Source organism: Streptomyces sp. NPDC030183 (assembly GCF_055573455.1).
Genome location: NZ_JBVIBK010000033.1, coordinates 34,970 through 56,390, shown reverse-complemented (window position 1 = coordinate 56,390; position 21,421 = coordinate 34,970). Strand labels below are relative to the sequence as shown.

The following is a 21,421-nucleotide window of genomic DNA, read 5'->3' as shown; positions in this document are numbered from 1 at the left end:
GTCCACGCCCTGGTTCGACGAGACCGACGACGAGAGTTCCTGGCTCCCGGGGAAGGTTCTTCCCCGGTGACAGTGGCGGGACCGCGCCGGACTCGCACCGGCTTCCTCTCCTGCCGTCGTAGATGGCCCCGGCAGTCCACCACGGCCCCGGAAGACCCGTCAACTTGCTGTTGACCTGCGGCGCAGCGGTGTGCTGAGCCCCACATCGCTGAAATGCCGTCAGTCGCCCGAAGCGGCACTTTCCGTGCCCTTTCCCGGCGCCCGCCCCGGTGCGTGCTCGAACAGGTGTCAGAACGCTCTGTTCTTCTTCCGTCACACGGCGTGCTGTGGTTTTCTGGCGGAGCTCGGGACCCGGGAGCGGACGGCTCGTGAAGGCCCGTCCGGGGACGGGAGGTGCGCACGATGGAAGACCGGACCGAGACGGTCGCGCGGACCCGCACGGGGGCGTCGTGGGACCGGCGGACGCGGGTGACGGCCGCCGCCCCGCTGGTGCTGTTCAGCACGGTGGCGGGGGTGTTCGCCGTCGGCGTCGGCGCCCTGGCCTCGCTGTGGGTGCCGGCGGCGGAGGCGCGGGCCGTCGTCTGGATGGCGGTGACGACCCTCGTCGCCACGGGAGCGGGCCTGTGGTGGGGCCCGAACCCCGGTCACCGGACGCCGTGAACGACGACGAACCCCCTGCGCCGGGGTGACAGGCACAAGGGGTTCGTCGCGGTGTCCCACCGTGGGCGGGACGGGTGTCCTACGGGGCCGGGACCTCAGTGGCTGCGGTCCCGGGCCGTGGGGCGGGTGTGATCTCAGGCCATGATCAGGTAGATCCCGTAGCCCACCGCCGCCGCGCACGCCGCGAAGCAGGCGTACGCCGCTGTCGTGGCGAGGGCGGCCGAGCCGCCGGAGGCGGTCGCCGTCTCCCGCTTGGAGAGGCCGACGATCCCCAGGGTGAACAGGCCGACGAGGGCCACGGTGACCACGAGGCTGACTCCGAAGACGGAGCCGAGTGCTGCCCAGTCGATGTGCATGGTGGTGTCTTCCTAGGGGCGCGGGGCTCAGACGGCCGGTGTGGGGGCGGAGGGGCCGGCCGGGGCCTCGGCGCCGGCGGTCGCGGCCGCGGGGGCCGGGATCGTCGCCGCGAGTTCCTCGGCCACGGCGGCGGTCGGCGGCGGGGTCACCGCGGCGATGGCCGTGGTCACCACACCGGGGGGCTCCTCGGTGTCGTTCACATTGGTGTGGTCGACCACCTCACGGCGCGAGATCACCCAGATCGCGGCGCTGGAGGCGACGAGGAAGACCGCGACGAGAGCCGTGCCCCAGGTGCCGTGGGACGTCACCCACTCGGCGAGCGCGGCGACGAGCGCCGCGGCCGGCAGGGTCAGACCCCAGGCCACGAACATCCGGGTGGCGGTGGACCAGCGCACCACACCGCCCTTGCGGCCCAGGCCCGCGCCCATGACCGCGCCGGAGACCGAGTGCGTGGTGGACAGGGAGAAGCCCAGGTGCGAGGAGGCCAGGATGACCGTCGCCGCGCTGGTCTGGGCGGCGAAGCCCTGCTGCGGCTGGAGGTCGGTCAGGCCCTTGCCCATGGTGCGGATGATGCGCCAGCCGCCCAGGTAGGTGCCGAGGGCGATGGCCATGCCCGCGGAGACGATGACCCAGACCGGCGGGTCGGAGTCCGGCGCGAGAGCGCCGCCGGCGACCAGGGCCAGGGTGATGATGCCCATCGTCTTCTGGGCGTCGTTCGTGCCGTGGGCCAGCGAGACCAGACCGGCGGAGGCGATCTGACCGGCGCGGTAGCCCTTGCCGGCGGCCTTCTCGCTCGTGTGCTGCCCGAGCCTGTACGTCAGCCGCGTGGCGAACATCGCCGCGACGCCGGCGACCAGCGGGGCCGCGACGGCGGGGATCAGCACCTTGGTGACGAGCACGTCCCCGTGCACGGCGCCGGTGCCGACCGAGGCGATGGTGGCGCCGATCAGGCCGCCCATCAGGGCGTGCGAGGAACTGGAGGGGAGTCCCACCAGCCAGGTCAGCAGGTTCCAGAGGATGGCGCCGACGAGCGCCGCGAAGATGACCTCTGGCTGGATGCCGGACTCGTCGACGAGTCCCTTGGAGATGGTGTTGGCGACCTCGATGGAAAGGAACGCGCCGACAAGGTTGAGCACGGCGGACATGGCCACCGCGACCTTGGGCTTCATGGCGCCGGTCGAGATGGTGGTGGCCATCGCGTTGGCGGTGTCGTGGAAACCGTTCGTAAAATCGAACACGAGCGCGGTGATGACCACGATCGCGAGGATCAGCGAGAAGTTTTCCATTTACCCGAGCTTCTTTTGGATGTCAGTGGCATCTGGACCGTAGGCAACCTGGGTGAACGGAAGATGAACTGAGGCGTACCGGAGGGTGTAGCGATCGGGCCGCCCTGGTTCCGCTTGTGTCCACGGGGGCGCCCTCCGCCGATCCGCGGGCGCGCCTTCCCCGATGTCCTCGAACTGAAACGGAGCTTCGGCCTCCGTGCGTGACCCGCGCCTGGGCCCCGTCGGCGCCGGGCGAACTTCCCCGGTCGGGCCGTGGAGCCGTGCGACGGATTCCGGTCACCCGGCGGCCTCCTGGCAGGATCGCCGCATGGTTGAGCAGCGGCGGAACGCAGGGGACCCGCGGGGCGCGGGCGGGGACGCACGGCAGACGCGGGACACCCCGCCCGGGGCGGTCCCCGACGACGTGGCGGGGGCCTGGGAGGAACTCGTCGCCACGGCCCGCCGGACAGTGGCCGACGGTCTGGTGGTCGGCACCTCCGGCAACGTCTCCGTACGCGTCGGCGACACCGTGCTGGTCACGCCGACGGGCGTCCCGTACGACCGCCTCACCCCGGACGACGTGACCGGCGTCGACCTCGCGGGCCGCCAGACCCTCGGCACCCTCCGGCCGACCAGCGAACTGCCGATGCACCTCGCGATCCACACCTCCACCGACGCCCGCGCCGTGGTCCACACCCACGCCGTCCACGCGACCGCCGTCTCGACGCTCGTCCCCGAGCTGCCGCTGATCCACTACATGGCCGGCGCCCTCGGCGGACCGGTCCGCGTGGCCCCCTACGCGACCTACGGCACCCCCGAGCTGGCCGAGAACATGCTGCGCGCCTTGGCGGGGCGCACCGCCTGTCTCCTCCAGAACCACGGCACGATCGCCTACGGGCAGAGCCTCTCCGAGGCGTTCGACCGCACCGCCCAGCTCGAATGGATGTGCAGGGTCTGGCTGACGGCCTCCTCGGTGCCCGGCCTGTCCCCCCACCTGCTCACACCGGAGCAGGTGGCGGAGGCGGGGGAGCGGTTCCGGGGGTACGGCCAGCCGCGGTAGCCGGTGGCCGACCGCCACCCGGACGATGGTCCGGGGCCCCGGCCCACGGGCCCCGGACGGGGTCGGCCCACTGGCCCCGGACGGGGTCGGCCAGGACACTGGACGCGTGCGAGCAGTGAGAGCAGCAGCCGCGGCCGTCGGAGTCGCGTTCGCGGCCGGGGCGGCCAGTGTCGCCGCCGGCCGCCTGGCCAGTGACGCCGCGCTGAAGGCTCCGCCGGGCAGACCACTGCCCACGGAGCCCCGGCTGACCGTGCACTCCACCGCCGTCGGCCGGATCGCCCTGACCAGAGCGTTCGCCTCCCAGCGCCCCGGCACCTACGGCCTCACCGGCACCGCCGCCCACGCCGTCGTCGGCTCCGTGGTGAACGGTGCCCCGCACGCCCCCGACACCGTCGTACGCCGCCTCGAACGCGTCAGCCACGGCACCCTGGAGCCGGGCGACAAGGTGTGGTTCACCCCCACCACCCACATCGGCGACCCGCGCACCGCCCTCGGCCTCGACCACAGCGACGTCGAGGTGCCCGGCGAGCTGGGCGCCCTGCCCGCCTGGTACGTCCCCGGGGACCGCGGCACCTGGGTGATCACCGTGCACGGACTGGGCGCCACCCGCGAACACCCCATGAACGTCATGGGGTTCCTGCACCGCCACGGCTTCCCGGTGCTCGACCTCGCCTACCGCGGCGACGACGGCGCGCCCCGCTCCCCGGACGGTCTGAGCCACCTCGGCGAGACCGAGTGGCGCGACGTCGACGCGGCGATCCACCACGCCGTCCGGTTCGGTGCGGAGAAGGTCGTCCTGCACGGCTGGTCCACCGGCGCCACCATGGTGCTCCGCGCCGCCGCGCGCTCCGGGCTGCGCGACCGGATCGCCGGGCTCGTCCTGGACTCGCCGGTCCTGGACTGGACGGCCACCCTGCGCGCCCTCGCCGCCGCCCGCCGCACCCCCGGCGCCCTGCTGCCCCTCGCCGTCCGCGCCGCCCAGGGCCGCACGGGGCTGGGCGGCGCCCAGGCGGTCGAACCCGTGCGCTTCCCGGTACCGGCCCTGATCTTCCACGGCCCGGACGATGTCGTCGCCCCCTGGGACGCCTCCCGCCGGCTCGCCGCCCACCACCCCGGCCGCGTCACCCTGAGCGCCGTGCGCCAGGCGCCCCACGGCGCCATGTGGAACGCCGACCCGGCGCGCTACGAGGAGACCCTGCGCCGCTTCCTGACACCGCTGATGTAGGGCCGGGGGAGGGGGCGGCTGCAGGGCCGGGGGGCAGGCGACGGGGTGTCCCCCACCATCCCCGCGGCTCACCGCCGCGAAGCCCGCCGACCCGTCCCCCCGCAGACAGGTACGCCCCATTCCGCTTAGCGTCGAACCAGGGCGCCACGCACCCGTGGGACGCCCCTGAGGGACCCGTGCGTTGGCCACCCCTGTCGCCCGCTGTGACATTCCGTTTGGGTTTTCGGACCGTCAACCGGAAGACTGCCCCCGTGACGTCCCGTAATCCGCGCGACTCCAGGCTCCGACTCGTCAGCCCGCGAACCCTGGCCGCCGCTCCCCGAGCAGCAGTGACCCAGCGCCGCCGACCGGCCCCCCGGCCCCCGGAGGGCACCCCGCCGCCCGCGGAACTGGCCCGGATGGCCCGCACCGTCCTGGCGGACGCGGCCCGCGTCGCCCGCTGGGCCGACGCCGCCCTGCGCCCCGGCCGCGAGGGCGCCGGCTCCGACGGCAAGGGCACCCTCTCCGAGGCGACCGCCGAACGGGCCGCCGTCGACCTCGGGCTGACCCCGGATCAGGTCCGCCACGACTGGGACACGGCACGCCTGGCCGGTCTCGTCGAGGTGCACGGCGACAGCGCGCGCCCCGGCTGGCGGCTGCGCGCCTGGCACCGCGACGACAGTGCCGTACTGCGCGGCTGGGTGGCCCTCTTCGACGCCTGGTCCCTCGCCCACCCCGAGCCCGGGGACCGCGAGCCCGCCGCCGTCGCCGAGGTCGTCTCGGCCATGCCGCAGGTGCTCTCGTTCCTCCAGCTCTCCGCCGGGCCCGTGCCCGTGGAGCAGCTCCTCGACCTCCTCGAACAGAGAGTCACGGAACTGCGCACCGAGCGCTGCGAGATCACGTACGGGCCGCAGCCCGAGGCGGGTGCCGAGCCCGCCGCGGACGCCGGTGCGGAGGACACCCCGCTCGCCCCGCTCCTCGACTGGGCCCTGCGGGCCATCGCCTCCGTCGGCGCCCTCACCTACGGCGACGGCCAGGCCACGCTCACCCCGCTCGGCAGCTGGGCGGTGTGGGTGAAGCTGGAGCAGATCTGCGTCGCCGCGCAGAGCCCCGCCGGGAACATCGAGGTCTCCGCCGAGGACATGCTCCGCGGCTGCGCCCAGCTCCGCCCGAACGCGGCCCGCGCCGAGTACCGCGCCTGGCTCGCCGCCCGCACGGTCGGCGCCGCCGTCACCGAACTCATCGACGCGGCCCGCGGCGAGGACGCCCTCATCCGGGGCCTCGCCTTCGAGGCGTTGCGGGTCGTCGGCGCCCCCGCCGAGCCCGATGTGCGCACCGTCGCCGACGAGACGCCGCTGCGGCCCTACGCCCTGCTGTGGCTCGCCGAGCACGACGGCGCCGACCCCGAGGACGCCCACGAGGTGCTCACCCGCGAGGAGGCGACCTGGCTCTGGGTGGACACCGCGGCCGCCGTCGCCGACCACGGCGAGGCCCCGCTGCTGGTCCGGCACCTGGAGTCCGCCGTGCAGGCCACCGTGCCCGCGCTGCTCGACGAGGTCCGCGCGGTCGGCCACCCCCGCACCGTCCAGGTGCTGGTCGCGCTCGCCGCCGCTCACCCCGACCCGGCCCTGGCCAAGGCCGTCCGCCGCGCGGCCTTCCAGGTCCACACCGGGGGCAGCTGAGCCCACCCGGTGCGGACCGGGGGCGGCCGGGCCCCGCCGGGCCGGGCGTCAGGCGCCCGGCTCGGGGGCGTACGTGCCGAAGCTCCACACGTTGCCCTCGATGTCCCGGGCCATGTAGTCCCGTGAGCCGTAGTCCTGGTCGGTCGGGGGCATCAGGATCTCCACCCCGTGCTCCACGGCCCGGCGGTGGTGGGCGTCCACGTCGTCCACGACGACGTACACCCCGGCGGGGCCGGCGCCCTTCATCGCCGCGTCGAAGGCGCTGCCGGTGCCCCGCGAACCGAGCATCACCACGCCGTTGCCCTGCGCCAGCTCGGCGTGGTGGATCGTGCCGTCCTCGCCCTCGTACACCGACAGCTCGGTGAAGCCCAGTCCCGCGGTGAGCTGCGCGACGGCCGCCTTGGCGTCCGTGTACAGCAGCGTCGGACAGATGCTCGGACGTACCTCGCCCTTGCCCGCCATGCCGATCACGACCTCTCTGTCGCCCGGAACGCAAACCGCTGTCCAGTTTGGCACCCGGCACCGACAGCGCCCCCACGGCAGCGAGCTGCCGGGCGACGACCCACCGGACAGCGACCCTCCGCGCAACGACCCACCGCACAACGGTCGTCGGGCGGTGACCGAGACCACGTGATCCCTTGGGACGCGGGCGGAAAACCGCTTGCCGCCCCCCGTTAGAATCGGCCCATGGCCATTCTCCTCGCGCATTAGACAGCGGGAACGTCCTCAGCCGCCCACCCGCCACCCAAATCCGCCCTGGAGTCTGTCCGTGATCTCCGCCTCCGGTATCGAGCTGCGCGCCGGTGCCCGCGTCCTCATCGAGTCCGCCACCTTCCGTGTCGCCAAGGGCGACCGCATCGGCCTGGTCGGCCGCAACGGCGCCGGCAAGACCACCCTCACCAAGGTCCTCGCCGGCGACGGCATCCCCGCCGCCGGCACCGTCACCCGGTCCGGCGAGGTCGGCTACCTCCCGCAGGACCCCCGCACCGGCGACCTCGACGTCCTCGCCCGCGACCGCATCCTCTCCGCCCGCGGCCTCGACGTCCTGATCCGCAAGATGCGCGAGAACGAACAGCGCATCGCCAACGGCCAGGGCGCCACCCGCGAGAAGGCGATGAAGCAGTACGAGCGCCAGGAGACGGAGTTCCTCACCAAGGGCGGGTACGCCGCCGAGGCCGAGGCCGCCACCATCGCCGCCGCGCTCAACCTGCCCGACCGGGTGCTCGGCCAGCCCCTGCACACCCTCTCCGGCGGTCAGCGCCGCCGCGTCGAACTGGCCCGCATCCTCTTCTCCGACGCGGACACCCTGCTGCTCGACGAGCCCACCAACCACCTCGACGCCGACTCCATCGTCTGGCTGCGGGACTACCTCAAGACCTACCGCGGCGGGTTCATCGTCATCAGCCACGACGTCGACCTGGTCGAGACGGTCGTGAACAAGGTGTTCTACCTGGACGCCAACCGCGCCCAGATCGACGTCTACAACATGGGCTGGAAGCTCTACCAGCAGCAGCGCGAGGCCGACGAGAAGCGCCGCAAGCGCGAGCGCGCCAACGCCGAGAAGAAGGCCGCCGCGTTGCACTCGCAGGCCGACAAGATGCGCGCCAAGGCCACCAAGACGGTCGCCGCGCAGAACATGGCGCGGCGCGCCGACAAGCTGCTGGCCGGTCTGGAGGCGGTCCGCCAGAGCGACAAGGTCGCCAAGCTCCGCTTCCCCGAGCCCGCCCCGTGCGGCAAGACACCGCTCACCGCCGAGGGCCTGTCGAAGTCGTACGGCTCGCTGGAGATCTTCACCGACGTCGACCTCGCCATCGACAAGGGTTCCCGCGTCGTCATCCTCGGCCTCAACGGCGCCGGCAAGACCACGCTGCTGCGTCTGCTCGGCGGCGTCGAGAAGCCCGACACCGGCCAGGTCGTCGAGGGCCACGGCCTCAAGCTCGGGTACTACGCCCAGGAGCACGAGACCCTCGACCCGGACCGCACGGTCCTGGAGAACATGCGCTCGGCCGCCCCCGACATGGACCTCGTCGAGGTCCGCAAGGTGCTCGGCTCGTTCCTGTTCTCCGGCGACGACGTCGACAAGCCCGCCGGTGTCCTCTCCGGCGGCGAGAAGACCCGGCTCGCCCTCGCCACCCTGGTGGTGTCGTCGGCGAACGTCCTCCTGCTCGACGAGCCCACCAACAACCTCGACCCGGCCAGCCGCGAGGAGATCCTCGGGGCGCTGCGCACCTACAAGGGCGCGGTCGTCCTCGTCACCCACGACGAGGGCGCGGTGGAGGCGCTCCAGCCGGAGCGGATCATCCTGCTGCCGGACGGCGTCGAGGACCTGTGGGGCGCCGACTACGCGGACCTCGTGGCACTCGCCTGACCGCTCGGCGGCGCCGAACGTCCCGGCAAACCGTTGATCAACAGCCTCTGGATCATTCGGCTCATCGGTGATCCATCATCTGTGTGAGATCTCCTCGTACCGAGGTGTGTCGTACACGAAATTGCCGGCCGAGCCCTGCTGTGCGCAGGGCTCGGCCGTCGCACGTCTCTGACCTGCCTCTTCGCGAATCCACTCGTTCGGCCGTACGGACAAGCCCGCTCGGAATGACAGATTCCGGTTGTGGGGACGCGCTCCCGTCGTCACAACCTTGTCCCACGGACCTTGCCGAATGGGTGGCCATCACGCCCCGGAGGGGTGATCATGAGGAGACCAGAGCGCACTTCCCATGAGGAGGACCGGGTGGCCGAGACTCTGAAGAAGGGCAGCCGGGTGACCGGCGCCGCGCGCGACAAGCTCGCGGCAGACCTGAAGAAGAAGTACGACTCCGGTGCGAGCATTCGGGCGCTGGCCGAGGAAACCGGCCGCTCGTATGGCTTCGTACACCGGATGCTCAGCGAGTCGGGCGTCACGCTTCGAGGGCGTGGCGGTGCGACGCGCGGCAAGAAGGCCGCGTCGGCCTGACGCCGGGCGGCCCATCGGCTTCGATGGTGGCCACCCGGTCGGTTGTCTGATCGGCCGGGTGGTTACTGTGCAGTCACTTAGCTCTGCTCTGCTGACCGCACCCATCGGAGGCGCCCCATGGCTTCGCTCGAACCGCTGCTCGACAAGGACGGCGTACGGCTCACCGTCGACGACGCGATCGCCACGGTGACCCTGGCCAACCCGGCCAAGCGCAACGCGCAGAGCCCCGCTCTGTGGCGGGCGCTCGCCGAGGCCGGCAGGTCGGTGCCGGGCTCCGTCCGGGTCGTCGTGCTGCGGGCCGAGGGCAAGTCGTTCTCCGCCGGGCTCAACCGGCAGATGTTCACGCCCGAGGGCATCGAGGGCGAGCCGTCGTTCATCGACCTGGCACGTCGTGACGACGCCGCGCTCGACGCGACCATCGCCGAATACCAGGAGGCGTTCACCTGGTGGCGGCGGAGTGACATCGTGTCCGTCGCCGCCGTGCAAGGACATGCCGTCGGCGCGGGTTTCCAGCTCGCGCTCGCCTGTGACCTGCGCGTCGTCGCTGACGACGTGCAGTTCGCCATGCTCGAGACCAGCCTGGGCCTCGTCCCCGACCTCACCGGCACGCATCCGCTGGTCAGCCTCGTCGGGTACGGCCGCGCGCTGGAGATCTGCCTCACCGGACGCTTCGTCCAGGCCGAGGAGGCCCAGCGCATCGGCCTGGCGAACCTCGCCGTGCCCGCCGACCAGCTGGACGACGCGGTACGAGACCTGGTCGCCGCGCTCGTGTCCGCCCCGCGCGACGCGGTGATCGAGACCAAGGCGCTGCTGCGGGGCGCCGAGGGCCGGGACTACGAGCAGCAGCGCGCCGCGGAGCGTGCCGCCCAGGCCAGGCGGCTGCGGGACCTCGCCGGCGTGACGGAGTAGCGGGCACCGCCCGCTCACTCGACGTCGGTGACGAGGACCGCCACCGACGGGTGGTCGGGGAGCGCCTCGCCCACCGCCGTGCGGACGTCGCGTGCCACGTCCAGGGCCCGTCTGCCCTCCACAACCGCCAGTTCGACGCGCACATGGCGGCGGGGCAGCGCGGGCCCCGTGTCGATGTGGACCGCGCGGCCCGGACCGCCGAGGGCACCGGTCAGCCGGCTCACGCCCGGCACCCCCAGAGCCGCCGCGGTCACCCGGGACTCCTCGCCGTCGTCCGGTGGGAAGGGCCGGGCCGAGGCGCGGTCGTCGTACGGCGTGGGCGGCGAGGGTGGTGAGGACGGTGAGGGCGTTCCGGGCGGGGGCGGTGCCGTCGGCGCCGCCGTGACACCAAGCTCCTCCGTCTCCGGCGGATCCGTCTCCAGCAGATCCGCCATCCGCAGATCGATCTCCGTCACCGCGAGACCCAGGTGTTCCGCCGCGGCCTCGGCCAGGGCCGCCCGCAGCCGGTCGGCCGTCACGGGGAACGGCTCGGCGGCCGGGGCCGCCGCGGCGAGGAAGTCCGCGGTGACCCGCAACGGGCCCGGTGGCAGGGCGCTCGGGGGAGCGGGGACGGCGGGTGCCGCGCTCGACGGCTCGGCCGGCCCGACGCGCAGGGCACCGAGGCGCACCCCCCGCATCGAGGCCGCCGCGCGCCGCAGCGCCGCTCGGGCCGCCGCCTCCGTGATCCACGCCCCGTCGTGCGGGCCGCCCAGGGGGAGGACCCGGCCGAGGCCCAGCTGCTGTCGTACCGCGTTGGTCCAGCTGTCCGCCGTCATTCCTCCAGCCTGCCGCATCCCCGGCGCGCGGCGCCGCAACCCGGCTTAATGTGAGCAAAGGAGGACAATCGGAAGGGGTGTGCGCCATGAGTGAGATGACGGAGCGGAACCGGACGGAGGGCCCCGACACCACGAAGGAGTCGGCGTCGGGACAGACCGGAGGGCGCAGGACCGTCCGGCGCGGTGGCGGCGATCCGGCGACCCGGGGGCGTACGACCATCGCCGACGGTGTCGTCGAGAAGATCGCCGGGCTCGCGGCACGGGACGTGCTCGGTGTGCACACCATGGGCAGCGGTCTGTCCCGGACCTTCGGCGCCGTCCGCGACCGGGTGCCCGGCGGTTCGAAGGCCGTCACCCGGGGTGTGAACGCCGAGGTCGGCGAGGTGCAGACCGCGCTCGACCTGGAGATCGTCGTCGACTACGGGGTGTCCATCTCCGACGTCACCCGCGCCGTGCGCGAGAACGTCATCGCCGCCGTCGAGCGGATGACGGGCCTGGAGGTCGTCGAGGTCAACATCGCCGTCAGCGATGTGAAGCTGCCGGAGGACGAGGAGGAGGAGCCGGAGACCCGGCTGCAGTGACAGGAGCACCCGAGCCCTAGGAGCACAGGATGAGTCTTGCTGTGATCGGCGTGATCGCCGGGATGGCGCTGGGCTTCGCCGGATACTTCGGCGGATTCGGTGCCTTCCTGCTGGTGGCGGCGCTGGGTGCCGTCGGCTTCGTCGTCGGCCGGTTCCTGGAGGGGGACCTGGACCTCGGCGACTTCTTCCGCCCCCGCGACGACCGACGCCGATGACCCTCGCCGACAGCGGCAACCGCACGGGGACGCGGTCCGTCGCGCCCCGGGAGCGCGGCGCGACCCGGATCGCCGACCGGGTCGTCGCGAAGATCGCGGGCCAGGCGGCGCGCGAGGCATTGGGGGCACGGCCGCCCGACTCCGCGCCCCCCAATGCCACGGTCGTCGTCCATCATGAGACCGCGCGCATCCGCGTCGCCCTCGAACTCCCCTACCCCTCCGACATCGGTGGCCAATGCGCTGCGGTGCGTCGCCGAGTCAGGGAGCGGGTAGGGACGTTGGCGGGAATGCACGTATCGGACGTGGCCGTCCAGGTCGAACGGCTGCACCTGGCGCACGCACACGACGCGGCACAGGGGAGGACGCGATGAGCGAACCCCAGCGCTCCGAAGGCAGCACGCAACGCCTGCCCGTCATCGAGAAGACCGACGAGACCACCACCGGCCAGAAACCGGATCAACCGGACCGAGCGGACCAACCGGACCAGCCGGGCCAGTCCGCGTCGGCCGCGGCCTACGACCCACCGCCCGTCACCGAGGACGGCCACGGGGACGAGAAGCGCTTCTGGTCGGCGCGCCGCGTCCCCGCCGGCATCCTCGCCCTGCTGCTCCTCGCGGGCGCGGGCCTCCTCCTGTACGACATCGCCGCCGTCCGCGCCGACCGGCCCGCCATGGCCTGGCGCCGCACGCTGGCCCGGGAGCTCGCCGAGCGTCCCCTCGACGACGTCTGGGTGCTGACCGGCGCCGGAATCGCGGCCGCCCTCGGTCTCTGGCTGCTCGTGCTGGCCGTCACCCCCGGCCTGCGTGACGTGCTGCCGATGCGCCGCCTCCACCCCGACGTCCGGGCGGGTCTGCACCGGGACGCCGCCGCGCTGGTGCTGCGCGACCGCGCGATGGAGGTGTCCGGCGTGCAGTCGGTACGGGTCCGCGCCGGCCGCAAGAAGGTCGACGCCCGCGCGGTCTCCCACTTCCGGGAACTCGACGAGGTCCGGGCCGACCTCGACGCCACCCTCGCCGACGGCATCCGGGGCCTGGGCCTCGCCCGTCCGCCCGCCCTGTCCGTGCACGTACGGCGTCCCGGCCGGAAGGGGTGACACCATGCTGCGGATCGTCAACAGGGTGCTGCTCGGGCTCGTCGGCCTGGTGCTCCTCGTGCTCGGCGGCAGCGTGCTCGCCGTCGGGCTCGGCCTGGAACCGCCCTCCTGGTGGATCCACGACGGGCGGCACGACGTGCTGCTCAGCCAGGCCGAGCGCACCCGGTGGCGCGACGAGGGCTGGTGGTGGCCCACCGTCATCGCCGTGCTCGCCCTGCTGGTGCTGCTCGCCCTGTGGTGGCTGACCGCCGTACTGCGCCGCCACCGCCTCACCGAGGTCCTCGTCGACACCGGCGACGGCGAGGGCGCGCTGCTGCGGGGCCGCGCCCTGGAGAGCGTCCTGACCGCCGAGGCCGCCCGGCTTGACGGCGTCGACCGGGCCCACGCCCAGCTCACCGGTCGCCGCAACGCCCCCGAGGCCCGGCTCCGCGCCCGCCTCCAGCCGCACGCCCACCCCGCCGACACCCTGCACCGCCTGACCACCGAGGCGGTGACCCACGCCAGGGACTCGGCCGGTCTGGCCGCGCTCCCGGCGGAGGTCAGACTGCGCGGCGTCAAACACCGCGCGGAACGCGTGACCTGACGAAACCCCCGACAGACAAGGGGGCCGAGGAATCAGAACCCGTGCCGCATCCCGCCGTCGACGGGCAGCATCAGACCCGTCAGATAGGACGCGGCGGGGGAGAGCAGGAACGCCGCCGTCCGTCCGAACTCCTCCGGCCTGCCGTAGCGCCGCAGCGGGATCCGCGACTCGTGCGCGGCGCGCGTGGCCTCCGGGTCGGCCGACATCCCGTCCAGCTCCCGCACCCGGTCCGTGTCGATACGGGCCGGCAGCAGCCCCACGACCCGGATCCCGCGCGGCCCCAGCTCGTCGGAGAGCGACTTGGCGAAGCCGGCCAGACCCGGCCGCAGGCCGTTGGAGATCGTCAGACCGGGGATCGGCTCGTGCACCGACCCGGACAGCACGAACCCGATGACGCCGCCCTCGCCCAACTCCGCGGCGGCGGCCCGCGCCAGCCGGACCGCGCCCAGGAACACCGACTCGAACGCGGCGGTCCACTGCTCGTCCGTGTTGTCCGCGACGAACCCCGGCGCGGGCCCGCCCACGCTGACGAGAACGCCGTCGAACCTCCCGAACCGCTCGCGGGCGACGGCGATGAGCCGGCCGGCGGTCTCCGGGTCGGCGTTGTCGGCGGCCACCCCCACCGCGTTCGGCCCGAGCGCGGCCGCGGCCCGCTCCGCGCTCTCCTCCTCGCGGCCGGTCACGACCACCTTCGCGCCGTCGGCGACGAGTTCCCGCGCCGCCGCGTTGCCCAGTCCGCGGGTCGCCCCGGTGACGATGTAGACACGGTCCTTCAGCCCAAGATCCATGGCCCTATCCTGCCTCGTCGCCGTCGAACAGGGCGAGGGCGGTGCCCACCAGTCCGATGTGGCTGAACGCCTGCGGGAAGTTCCCCAGCTGCCGGCCCGCGACCGGGTCGTACTCCTCGGCGAGCAGACCCACGTCGTTGGTGAGCCCGAGCAGCCGTTCGAACAGCTCGCGGGCCTCCTTCGTTCGGCCGGTCAGATGCAGGGCGTCGGCGAGCCAGAACGAACACACGAGGAACGTGCCCTCGCCGCCCGGCAGCCCGTCGACGGAGGCGGTCGAGGAGAGGTGGTCGGCGCTGTAGCGGCGCACGAACCCCTCGTGGCTCAGCTCCTCGCGGATCGCGTCGACCGTGCCGACGACCCGGGGGTCCTCCGGGGGCAGGAAACCCATCCGGGGGATGAGCAGCAGCGAGGCGTCGAGTTCACGGGAGCCGTAGGACTGGGTGAACGTGTTGCGTTCGGCGTCGTAGCCGCGGGCGCAGACCTCGCGGTGGATCTCGTCGCGCAGCGCCCGCCAGCCGTCGAGGTCGCCGTCCAGCTCCGGTTCCTCCTCCAGGGTGCGCACGGCCCGGTCGGCGGCGGCCCAGGACATCACCTTGGAGTGCGTGAAGTGCCGGCGCGGGCCCCGCACCTCCCACAGCCCTTCGTCGGGCTCCCGCCACACCGACCGCAGGTACTCCATCAAGGCGCACTGCATCTGCCACATCTGCGGTTTCGCCGGCAGGCCCGCACTGCGGGACAGGGTCAGGGTGTCCATGACCTCGCCGTACACGTCGAGCTGCCTCTGCCGCACGGCGTCGTTGCCGATGCGGACGGGACGGGAGTTCTCGTAGCCGGTCAGCCATGGCAGTTCGAGCTCGGGCAGGCGCCGCTCACCGGCCAGGCCGTACATGATCCGCAGGTCCGCCGGATCACCGGCGACCGCGCGCAGCAGCCAGTCACGCCATGCCTCGGCCTCCTCCAGATAGCCGCAGGCCAGCAGCGCGCCGAGGGTGAGGGTGGAGTCGCGCAGCCAGCAGTGGCGGTAGTCCCAGTTGCGCACCCCGCCGATCTCCTCGGGGAGCGAGGTGGTGGCGGCCGCGGCGATCCCGCCGGTGGGCTCGTAGGTGAGGGCCTTGAGGGTGATCAGGGAGCGGACCACCTCGTCCCGGTACGGCCCGTCGTAGCGGCAGCGCGCCGCCCAGGCCCGCCAGTCGTGCAGGCTCGTGCGCAGCGACTCGTACGGGTCGACCAGGCGGGGGCGCGGCTCGTGCGAGGGGTGCCAGGTGAGGACGAACGCGATCCTGTCGCCGGGCTCCACGGTGAACTCGGCGTAGGTGGCGCGGTCCTCGCTCCAGGTGCGCACCTCGGGTTCGCTGCGCAGCCACACCGCGTCCGGGCCCGCGACCGCCACCCGGTGGCCGTCCGACCTGCGCATCCAGGGGACGGCCGAGCCGTAGTCGAAGCGCAGGCGGATCGTGGAGCGGAGGGTCACCCGGCCCGCGAGGCCCTCGACGACGCGGACGACGTCGGGGGCGCGGTCGCGCTGCGGCATCAGGTCGGTCACCCGGACCGTGCCGTCCTCCGTCTCCCACTCGGTGTCCAGGACGAGCGTGTCCTTGCGGTACGCGCGCCGGGTGCAGATCTCGGCGCCTCTCGGGGCGATGCGCCAGTGGCCGTTCTCCTCGGTGCCCAGCAGGGCGGCGAAGCAGGCCGCCGAGTCGAAGCGGGGCAGGCACAGCCAGTCGATCGAGCCCCGGTTGCTCACCAGGGCGGCCGTCTGATGGTCACCGATCAGCGCGTAGTCCTCGATTCGGGGGTGCACGGAAGTCGGGTTCCCTGAGCCGGGGATGATCAGTCCGACGGAATGCGACCCACCTGGTACCCCCGGTGGCCGCCCGCCCCGTCCGTCAGCCCGGTCCCGTGCCCGCCGTCGTGCCGCCCACCCCCGAGAAGATCACCCCGGGGCTGGACGGGGTCCGGTTGAGGACCCAGAGGCCGATCAGGGTGGCCAGCGCGAAGACGACCATGATCAGTACCGCGAGGACGAGCCGGCGGCGCCGTTCCCGGCGGAGCCAGTCGCCGCGGGCCGTGCGGTAGGCGTCGGGGGCCGCGTGGACGCCGCCCGCGAGCGCGGCGAGCGCCTCGGCCAGCTCCCGCTCGGTGCGGTCCCTGCCCGTGTCGTTGCCGGTGGTGTCGTTCATCGCCGGGCCTCCATCGCCTGGGTCAGGGCGGCGAGGCCGCGTGCGGTGTGGGTCTTGACCGAGCCGCAGGAGATGCCCATCGCGGCCGCGATCTCGCTCTCCTTCAGCCCGAGCCAGTGGCGCAGCACGAGCGCCTCCCGCTGCCGGGCGGGCAACTGCTGGAGGGCGCCGATCAGCACCCGCTGGTCGTCATGGAGCAGGGCCGTGCTCTCGGCGGAGGCGACCGCCTCGTCCGGCGGGGTCTCCGCGTGCTTGCGGACGACCTGGAGGTGCCGTATCCGCATCCGGGTGAGGTTGCAGACGGTGGAACGCAGATACGCCTCCGCCGCCGCGGCGTCCTTCAGACGCCGCCATTTGCGGTAGATCTGGTAGTACGCCTCCGCCACGACGTTCTCGGGGTCGTCGGCGCCCAGCAGCACGGCGAGCCGCAGCATCGAGGAGTAGTGCAGCTCGAACAGCCGGGCGACGCCGGCCTCGCGTTCCACGTCGACCGGGTCGCTCGCGGCGGGGGCCGGCGGCTCGCCCCGGTGTGCCGGCCGCGGCACCAGCGGTTCGACGGTCGCCTGGGGCCGTACGGCACCGACCGGCGGCTCGGCGGCGGGGGCCGTCGGTGTCGGCACCGGCACGCTCATGTGCTGTCTGCGTCTCACGGGTTGCTCGCTCCCGTCTCGGGGCGCCGCCTGACGGTCAGGCGGGACGGTAGGTCGGTCGCGTCGGCGCCGCGCGGGACGCCGAGCCGTTCGAGGACCGCGGTGGCGACCACCGCGACGGCCAGGTTCACCAGGAGGGCGAGCAGACCGGCGTAGATCTCCAGCGAGCCGCCGCCCAGCAGCACGATCGAGGAGAACCCCTCCCGTACGACCAGGAACGTGCCGGTCACCATGCCGACGCCCCACCCGGCGAGCAGGGCCCGAGGATGCAGCCGGCCCGTGACGAGGCCGACCGCCACCGCCGGGAAGATCTGCAGGATCCACACCCCGCCCAGCAGCTGGAGGTTGATGGCGTCCTGGTCGCGCAGCCCGAACACGAACGCCACCGCCCCCACCTTCGCCGTCAGCGACACCGCCTTGGCGATGCGTACCTGCCGCTTCGGAGTGGCGGTGGGCTGGAAGTACTCGACGTACACATTGCGGACGAAGCCGGTGGCCGCCGCGATCGACATCACCGCCGCCGGGACCAGCGCGCCCACGGTGATCGCGCCGAACACCAGCCCGGCCAGCGGCCCCGGCATCAGCCGGTCCACCAGCATCGGGACGGCCGCCTCGGCGCCGCCCTCCGGTGCCCGCACCCCGGTCGCGAGCGCCGCGATCCCGAGGAAGCCGAACAGGGCGAGCAGCCCGGTCCAGGCCGGCAGGGCCACCGTGGCCTTGCGGACGGTGCGGGGGCCGTCGGCGGCGAACCCGGCGGTCAGGACGTGCGGGTACATCAGCAGGGCGAGCGCCGAGCCGAGCGCGAGGGTGGCGTAGGCGGGCTGCTGCTCGGGGGAGAGGAGCAGGGCCGGTCCGCCGAGGCGCTCCGCCGCCCCCTCGAAGACCGGGCCGGGACCGCCGAACCGCCTGAGGACCAGCCAGCACACGGCGGTCAGCGACACGAAGACGGCCACCGCCTTCAGCGCCGAGATCACCGCGGGCGCCCGCAGCCCGTGCCGGTACGTCGCCACGGCGAGCCCCGCGAACAGCGCGACCATCACCAGGTCACCGGCCGCGCCCTCGGGGTAGACGCCCCCGGCCGTCAGCACCGCCCGGATGCCGAGCAGCTGGAGCGCCAGGTAGGGCATCGTCGCGAGGATCCCGGTCAGCGCCACCACCAGAGCGAGCGGCGCCGAACCGTACCGGCCGCGCACGAAGTCCCCGGCCGTCACATAGCCGTGGCGCCGGGCCACCTCCCACAGCCGGGACAGCAGCACGAACGCGAGCGGGCAGACGATCACCGTGTACGGCACGGCGAAGAACGCGGGCGCCCCGTTGCCGTACGCGAGGCCGGGCACGGCGGTGAAGGTGTACGCGGTGAAGACGGTGCCGCCGAGCAGCAGCCAGGTCCACACCGGGCCGAGGGAGCGGTCGGCCAGCGCCCAGCCCTCCAGGGACGGCAGCCGGTCGGTGGGGCGCAGCCGGCGCGCGGTGACGGCGAGCAGCGACGCTCCGCCGATCACGGCGAGGAACGTCGCGGTCATGGCAGCGTCCGCCATGGTTCACCGTCCTTGGTGTGCCTGGCCCCGCACCGTCCCGGGGTGCCGCGCCGCCTTCGGCGCGCCGGGGGCCTTCACGCGGTAGTTGCGCGGGGCGCCGCTCCGGTTGACCGGAGACCGGAGGAAATCTCGAGGAATCTCGCGGAAACGCGCTGTCAACCGATCCGAGCGGGTGGGCAACTCTTGCACAGACCCACAGGAAGCGGGAGAGGAGCGCAGGCCATGCCACGGACCGGTCATCACCGGCTACGGCGCGTCGCGATCGCCGTACTGCTCCTCGCGCCCGCCGCGGGCCTGCTGTGGGTCCCCTGGTACGCCGGTGCCGAGCCGCGACTGGCCGGGACGCCGTTCTTCTACTGGTACCAGCTCGCCTGGGTACCGGGATGCGGCCTCTGTCTGCTCGCCGCGTACGCGCTGACGGACCGGCGGCGGGACCGGCGCCGAGACCGGCCTCGCTGAGCCCACCCTTCTTCCTTCTCCCTTCTTCCTTCTTTCGCTTCACCCTTTCCCGCCGCACACCCGTTGAGGTCAGGAGCCGCCATGCCCACATCAGCCGTGCCCGAATCCGGCCGCACCGCACCCGAAAAGCCCCGGATGTCGCCGAGATCCCTCGCGCTCTGGATCACCGTCGCCCTCGTCGGCGCGCTCGGCTGGGCCGTGGTCGCCCTGTCCCGGGGCGAGGAGATCTCCGCCGTCTGGCTGGTCGTGGCGGCCCTCGGCTCGTACGCGATCGCCTACCGCTTCTACTCCCGGTTCATCGCCCGCCGGGTCCTCCAGGTCGACGACACCCGTGCCACGCCCGCCGAACGGCTGGAGGACGGCGTCGACTACCACCCCACCGACAAGCGGGTGCTGTTCGGCCACCACTTCGCGGCCATCGCGGGTGCCGGTCCGCTGGTGGGCCCCGTCCTGGCCGCGCAGATGGGCTATCTGCCGGGCACCATCTGGATCATCGCGGGCGTCATCTTCGCCGGCGCCGTCCAGGACATGATCGTCCTGTTCCTCTCCATGCGCCGGGACGGCAAGAGCCTCGGCCAGATGGCCCGTGACGAGATCGGCAAGGTCGGCGGAGCCGCCGCGCTGATCGGCGTCTTCGCCATCATGATCATCCTGCTCGCGGTCCTCGCGATGGTCGTCGTCAACGCCCTCGCGGAGTCCGCCTGGGGCACCTTCTCGGTCGCCATGACCATCCCCATCGCCCTCTTCATGGGCTTCTACCTGCGCTATCTCCGCCCCGGCCGGGTCGTCGAGACCAGCTTCCTCGGCGTGGCCCTGCTCCTGCTCGCCATCCTCGGCGGTGGCTGGATCCAGGACTCCTCGCTCGCCGGGTACTTCGTCTGGAGCCCCGAGACCCTGGTGTTCTGCCTCGTCGGCTACGGCTTCGTCGCCTCCGTGCTCCCCGTGTGGATGCTGCTCGCCCCGCGCGACTACCTCTCCACCTTCATGAAGGTCGGCACCATCGCCCTGATGGCCGTCGGCGTGGTCATCGCCGCCCCGAACCTCAGGGCCGAGTCCGTCACCGAGTTCGCCCACACGGGCACCGGCCCGGTCTTCGCCGGCTCCCTCTTCCCGTTCCTGTTCATCACCATCGCCTGCGGCGCCCTCTCCGGCTTCCACGCCCTGGTCTCCTCGGGTACGACCCCGAAGCTGATCCGGAAGGAGTCCCAGGTCCGGCTCATCGGTTACGGCTCCATGCTCACGGAGTCCTTCGTCGCCGTGATGGCCCTGATCGCCGCGTGCGTGCTGGAGCCCGGCCTCTTCTACGCCATGAACTCCCCCGCCGCCCTGCTCGGTCCGACCGTCGACACCGCCGCCGAGGCCGTGAGAAACCTCGGCTTCACCATCACCCCCGAGCAGCTCACCGCCGCCGCCAAGGCCGTCGAGGAGGAGACCCTGGTCGGCCGCTCAGGTGGCGCGCCCACCCTCGCCGTCGGCATGTCGGAGATCTTCGCCGGGGTCTTCGGCGGCGCGGGGATGAAGGCGTTCTGGTACCACTTCGCGATCATGTTCGAGGCGCTGTTCATCCTCACCACCGTGGACGCCGGCACCCGCGTCGGCCGCTTCATGCTCCAGGACATGCTCGGCAACGTCTGGAAGCCGATCGGCCGGGTCACCTGGAAGCCGGGCATCTGGATCACCAGCGCCCTGGTCGTCGGCGCCTGGGGCTACTTCCTCCACGCCGGTGTCACCGACCCCCTCGGCGGCATCAAGCAGCTGTTCCCGCTCTTCGGCATCGCCAACCAGCTGCTCGCCGCGGTCGCCCTCGCCGTCACCACGACTGTCCTGATCAAGTCCGGCAAGCTCCGCTGGGCCTGGGTCACCGGCATCCCGCTGGCCTGGGACGTGGCCGTCACCTTCACCGCCGGCTGGCAGAAGATCTTCTCCGACAACCCGGCGGTCGGCTTCTTCGCCCTGCGGGACAAGTACGCGGCCGCCATCGACAGGGGCGAGCTGCTGCCCGGCGCCACGACCATGGACGACATGCACACCATCGTCCTCAACAACACGGTCGACGGCGTGATCATGGCGATCTTCCTCCTCCTCGTCCTCACGGTCCTCGTCAACTGCGCGGTGGTCTGCGTCCGCGCCGTACGCTCCCCGTCCCCGCTCCCGACCTCCGAGGCGCCCTACGTCGAGTCCCGCCTCGACGACCTGCCCGAGCGGTCCGAGGACGAGCTGGCGGGGGCCCGCCGATGACGGCCCCGGGCATCCGCCGCTGGGCCCGGACCGTGCGCTGGTACCTCCGGGAACTGACGGGCGAGGCCGAGTACGACCGCTACTGCGCCCGGCACCACCGCCGGCACGCCGGAACCCCGGTGCCGACGCGGAGGGAGTACGACGCCCTGCGGGCCCGGCACCGGGAGGAGCACCCGGAGGGCCGCTGCTGCTGA

24 protein-coding genes and 1 riboswitch are annotated in these 21,421 nt (G+C 73.0%); of the genes, 15 read left to right on the top strand and 9 right to left on the bottom strand.

Translation table 11 applies throughout. The annotated features are described in order from the left end of the window. Positions 1-14: 14 nt before the first annotated feature. A riboswitch (cobalamin riboswitch) is annotated at positions 15-156 on the bottom strand. 246 nt (positions 157-402) lie between these two features. After that, entirely contained in the window at positions 403-660 is a 258-nt protein-coding gene (locus ACZ4Z2_RS32030; protein ID WP_468080794.1) for a hypothetical protein, read from the top strand. 134 nt (positions 661-794) lie between these two features. Here ACZ4Z2_RS32030 and ACZ4Z2_RS32025 read toward each other — a convergent pair whose 3' ends face one another. Both ACZ4Z2_RS32025 and ACZ4Z2_RS32020 read right to left on the bottom strand, forming a co-directional pair. Then, complete coding sequence (locus ACZ4Z2_RS32025) at positions 795-1,016, bottom strand: hypothetical protein (RefSeq protein WP_055716385.1); 222 nt, start codon at positions 1,014-1,016, stop codon at positions 795-797. Between the two features lie 27 nt (positions 1,017-1,043). Then, positions 1,044-2,303, bottom strand: a complete 1,260-nt coding sequence (locus ACZ4Z2_RS32020) for an inorganic phosphate transporter (RefSeq protein WP_468080792.1) — start codon at positions 2,301-2,303, stop codon at positions 1,044-1,046. A gap of 307 nt (positions 2,304-2,610) precedes the next feature. Between ACZ4Z2_RS32020 and ACZ4Z2_RS32015 the strand changes: the two genes are divergently transcribed. The 3 genes from ACZ4Z2_RS32015 to ACZ4Z2_RS32005 all read left to right on the top strand — a co-directional run bounded on the left by ACZ4Z2_RS32015 (position 2,611) and on the right by ACZ4Z2_RS32005 (position 6,228). Further along, a complete protein-coding gene (locus tag ACZ4Z2_RS32015) occupies positions 2,611-3,342 on the top strand; it encodes a class II aldolase/adducin family protein (protein ID WP_468080790.1) in 732 nt (243 codons plus the stop codon). A gap of 106 nt (positions 3,343-3,448) precedes the next feature. Next, positions 3,449-4,567: an alpha/beta hydrolase family protein gene (locus ACZ4Z2_RS32010; RefSeq protein ID WP_468080789.1), complete on the top strand. Its 1,119-nt coding sequence runs from the start codon at positions 3,449-3,451 to the stop codon at positions 4,565-4,567. 251 nt (positions 4,568-4,818) lie between these two features. Then, on the top strand, positions 4,819-6,228 hold the full coding sequence (locus tag ACZ4Z2_RS32005) for a hypothetical protein (protein ID WP_468080787.1): 1,410 nt from the start codon (positions 4,819-4,821) through the stop codon (positions 6,226-6,228). 48 nt (positions 6,229-6,276) lie between these two features. On the opposite strand, the gene ACZ4Z2_RS32000 is transcribed toward ACZ4Z2_RS32005, so the two are convergent. After that, positions 6,277-6,690, bottom strand: coding sequence for a VOC family protein (locus ACZ4Z2_RS32000; RefSeq protein ID WP_468080835.1), 414 nt, complete (start codon positions 6,688-6,690; stop codon positions 6,277-6,279). Positions 6,691-6,997: 307 nt separating this feature from the next. On the opposite strand from ACZ4Z2_RS32000, the gene abc-f reads away from it, so the two are divergent. From abc-f to ACZ4Z2_RS31985, 3 genes are all read left to right on the top strand, one after another. Then, positions 6,998-8,596 carry a ribosomal protection-like ABC-F family protein gene (gene abc-f, locus ACZ4Z2_RS31995; RefSeq protein WP_468080786.1) on the top strand — a complete coding sequence of 533 codons (1,599 nt, stop codon included), beginning with the start codon at positions 6,998-7,000 and terminating at the stop codon, positions 8,594-8,596. Positions 8,597-8,956: 360 nt separating this feature from the next. Then, a complete protein-coding gene (locus tag ACZ4Z2_RS31990; RefSeq protein ID WP_006123601.1) occupies positions 8,957-9,178 on the top strand; it encodes a helix-turn-helix domain-containing protein in 222 nt (73 codons plus the stop codon). Positions 9,179-9,295: 117 nt separating this feature from the next. Then, positions 9,296-10,087, top strand: coding sequence for an enoyl-CoA hydratase/isomerase family protein (locus tag ACZ4Z2_RS31985; RefSeq protein WP_468080785.1), 792 nt, complete (start codon positions 9,296-9,298; stop codon positions 10,085-10,087). Between the two features lie 14 nt (positions 10,088-10,101). Here the strand turns inward: ACZ4Z2_RS31985 and ACZ4Z2_RS31980 are convergent, their stop codons facing one another. After that, entirely contained in the window at positions 10,102-10,902 is an 801-nt protein-coding gene (locus ACZ4Z2_RS31980) for a nucleopolyhedrovirus P10 family protein (protein ID WP_468080783.1), read from the bottom strand. An 86-nt stretch (positions 10,903-10,988) separates the two neighbouring features. Here ACZ4Z2_RS31980 and ACZ4Z2_RS31975 point away from each other — a divergent pair, with 86 nt between their 5' ends. The 5 genes from ACZ4Z2_RS31975 to amaP are packed head-to-tail and all read left to right on the top strand — an operon-like array spanning position 10,989 to position 13,374. Further along, positions 10,989-11,483: an Asp23/Gls24 family envelope stress response protein gene (locus ACZ4Z2_RS31975; RefSeq protein WP_468080782.1), complete on the top strand. Its 495-nt coding sequence runs from the start codon at positions 10,989-10,991 to the stop codon at positions 11,481-11,483. 29 nt (positions 11,484-11,512) lie between these two features. Beyond that, the gene (locus ACZ4Z2_RS31970; protein ID WP_468080780.1) at positions 11,513-11,698 is read left to right on the top strand and encodes a hypothetical protein; all 186 of its coding nucleotides are present in this window, start codon (positions 11,513-11,515) and stop codon (positions 11,696-11,698) included. After that, the gene (locus ACZ4Z2_RS31965; protein ID WP_468080778.1) at positions 11,695-12,069 is read left to right on the top strand and encodes a hypothetical protein; all 375 of its coding nucleotides are present in this window, start codon (positions 11,695-11,697) and stop codon (positions 12,067-12,069) included. The genes ACZ4Z2_RS31970 and ACZ4Z2_RS31965 overlap by 4 nt, the downstream gene beginning before the upstream one ends. Beyond that, entirely contained in the window at positions 12,066-12,791 is a 726-nt protein-coding gene (locus ACZ4Z2_RS31960; protein ID WP_468080777.1) for a DUF6286 domain-containing protein, read from the top strand. Before ACZ4Z2_RS31965 ends, ACZ4Z2_RS31960 begins: the two co-directional genes overlap by 4 nt. 4 nt (positions 12,792-12,795) lie before the next feature. Then, on the top strand, positions 12,796-13,374 hold the full coding sequence (amaP, locus tag ACZ4Z2_RS31955; protein ID WP_468080776.1) for an alkaline shock response membrane anchor protein AmaP: 579 nt from the start codon (positions 12,796-12,798) through the stop codon (positions 13,372-13,374). Positions 13,375-13,406: 32 nt separating this feature from the next. Here amaP and ACZ4Z2_RS31950 read toward each other — a convergent pair whose 3' ends face one another. The 5 genes from ACZ4Z2_RS31950 to ACZ4Z2_RS31930 form a co-directional block, all read right to left on the bottom strand. After that, positions 13,407-14,162 carry an SDR family oxidoreductase gene (locus tag ACZ4Z2_RS31950; protein ID WP_468080775.1) on the bottom strand — a complete coding sequence of 252 codons (756 nt, stop codon included), beginning with the start codon at positions 14,160-14,162 and terminating at the stop codon, positions 13,407-13,409. Between the two features lie 4 nt (positions 14,163-14,166). After that, entirely contained in the window at positions 14,167-15,963 is a 1,797-nt protein-coding gene (locus ACZ4Z2_RS31945) for a glycoside hydrolase family 15 protein (protein WP_468080774.1), read from the bottom strand. 85 nt (positions 15,964-16,048) lie between these two features. After that, on the bottom strand, positions 16,049-16,342 hold the full coding sequence (locus ACZ4Z2_RS31940; protein ID WP_468080773.1) for a hypothetical protein: 294 nt from the start codon (positions 16,340-16,342) through the stop codon (positions 16,049-16,051). Next, positions 16,339-16,992: a sigma-70 family RNA polymerase sigma factor gene (locus ACZ4Z2_RS31935; protein WP_468080772.1), complete on the bottom strand. Its 654-nt coding sequence runs from the start codon at positions 16,990-16,992 to the stop codon at positions 16,339-16,341. Before ACZ4Z2_RS31935 ends, ACZ4Z2_RS31940 begins: the two co-directional genes overlap by 4 nt. Further along, on the bottom strand, positions 16,989-18,530 hold the full coding sequence (locus tag ACZ4Z2_RS31930; RefSeq protein ID WP_468080771.1) for a sodium:solute symporter family protein: 1,542 nt from the start codon (positions 18,528-18,530) through the stop codon (positions 16,989-16,991). The genes ACZ4Z2_RS31935 and ACZ4Z2_RS31930 overlap by 4 nt, the downstream gene beginning before the upstream one ends. 222 nt (positions 18,531-18,752) lie before the next feature. Here ACZ4Z2_RS31930 and ACZ4Z2_RS31925 point away from each other — a divergent pair, with 222 nt between their 5' ends. From ACZ4Z2_RS31925 to ACZ4Z2_RS31915, 3 genes are all read left to right on the top strand, one after another. Further along, positions 18,753-18,989 carry a DUF3311 domain-containing protein gene (locus ACZ4Z2_RS31925; RefSeq protein WP_468080769.1) on the top strand — a complete coding sequence of 79 codons (237 nt, stop codon included), beginning with the start codon at positions 18,753-18,755 and terminating at the stop codon, positions 18,987-18,989. An 81-nt stretch (positions 18,990-19,070) separates the two neighbouring features. Beyond that, on the top strand, positions 19,071-21,227 hold the full coding sequence (locus ACZ4Z2_RS31920) for a carbon starvation CstA family protein (RefSeq protein WP_468080767.1): 2,157 nt from the start codon (positions 19,071-19,073) through the stop codon (positions 21,225-21,227). Further along, a complete protein-coding gene (locus ACZ4Z2_RS31915; protein ID WP_468080765.1) occupies positions 21,224-21,421 on the top strand; it encodes a YbdD/YjiX family protein in 198 nt (65 codons plus the stop codon). Before ACZ4Z2_RS31920 ends, ACZ4Z2_RS31915 begins: the two co-directional genes overlap by 4 nt.

Bases quoted from the DNA above. Each gene is read 5' to 3' on its own strand.
- ACZ4Z2_RS32030 (WP_468080794.1), top strand. From the start codon at position 403: ATGGAAGACCGGACCGAGACGGTCGCGCGGACCCGCACGGGGGCGTCG.
- ACZ4Z2_RS32025 (WP_055716385.1), bottom strand. From the start codon at position 1,016: ATGCACATCGACTGGGCAGCACTCGGCTCCGTCTTCGGAGTCAGCCTC.
- ACZ4Z2_RS32020 (WP_468080792.1), bottom strand. From the start codon at position 2,303: ATGGAAAACTTCTCGCTGATCCTCGCGATCGTGGTCATCACCGCGCTC.
- ACZ4Z2_RS32015 (WP_468080790.1), top strand. From the start codon at position 2,611: ATGGTTGAGCAGCGGCGGAACGCAGGGGACCCGCGGGGCGCGGGCGGG.
- ACZ4Z2_RS32000 (WP_468080835.1), bottom strand. From the start codon at position 6,690: ATGGCGGGCAAGGGCGAGGTACGTCCGAGCATCTGTCCGACGCTGCTG.
- ACZ4Z2_RS31985 (WP_468080785.1), top strand. From the start codon at position 9,296: ATGGCTTCGCTCGAACCGCTGCTCGACAAGGACGGCGTACGGCTCACC.
- ACZ4Z2_RS31980 (WP_468080783.1), bottom strand. From the start codon at position 10,902: ATGACGGCGGACAGCTGGACCAACGCGGTACGACAGCAGCTGGGCCTC.
- ACZ4Z2_RS31975 (WP_468080782.1), top strand. From the start codon at position 10,989: ATGAGTGAGATGACGGAGCGGAACCGGACGGAGGGCCCCGACACCACG.
- ACZ4Z2_RS31970 (WP_468080780.1), top strand. From the start codon at position 11,513: ATGAGTCTTGCTGTGATCGGCGTGATCGCCGGGATGGCGCTGGGCTTC.
- ACZ4Z2_RS31965 (WP_468080778.1), top strand. From the start codon at position 11,695: ATGACCCTCGCCGACAGCGGCAACCGCACGGGGACGCGGTCCGTCGCG.
- ACZ4Z2_RS31960 (WP_468080777.1), top strand. From the start codon at position 12,066: ATGAGCGAACCCCAGCGCTCCGAAGGCAGCACGCAACGCCTGCCCGTC.
- amaP (WP_468080776.1), top strand. From the start codon at position 12,796: ATGCTGCGGATCGTCAACAGGGTGCTGCTCGGGCTCGTCGGCCTGGTG.
- ACZ4Z2_RS31950 (WP_468080775.1), bottom strand. From the start codon at position 14,162: ATGGATCTTGGGCTGAAGGACCGTGTCTACATCGTCACCGGGGCGACC.
- ACZ4Z2_RS31940 (WP_468080773.1), bottom strand. From the start codon at position 16,342: ATGAACGACACCACCGGCAACGACACGGGCAGGGACCGCACCGAGCGG.
- ACZ4Z2_RS31930 (WP_468080771.1), bottom strand. From the start codon at position 18,530: ATGGCGGACGCTGCCATGACCGCGACGTTCCTCGCCGTGATCGGCGGA.
- ACZ4Z2_RS31925 (WP_468080769.1), top strand. From the start codon at position 18,753: ATGCCACGGACCGGTCATCACCGGCTACGGCGCGTCGCGATCGCCGTA.
- ACZ4Z2_RS31920 (WP_468080767.1), top strand. From the start codon at position 19,071: ATGCCCACATCAGCCGTGCCCGAATCCGGCCGCACCGCACCCGAAAAG.
- ACZ4Z2_RS31915 (WP_468080765.1), top strand. From the start codon at position 21,224: ATGACGGCCCCGGGCATCCGCCGCTGGGCCCGGACCGTGCGCTGGTAC.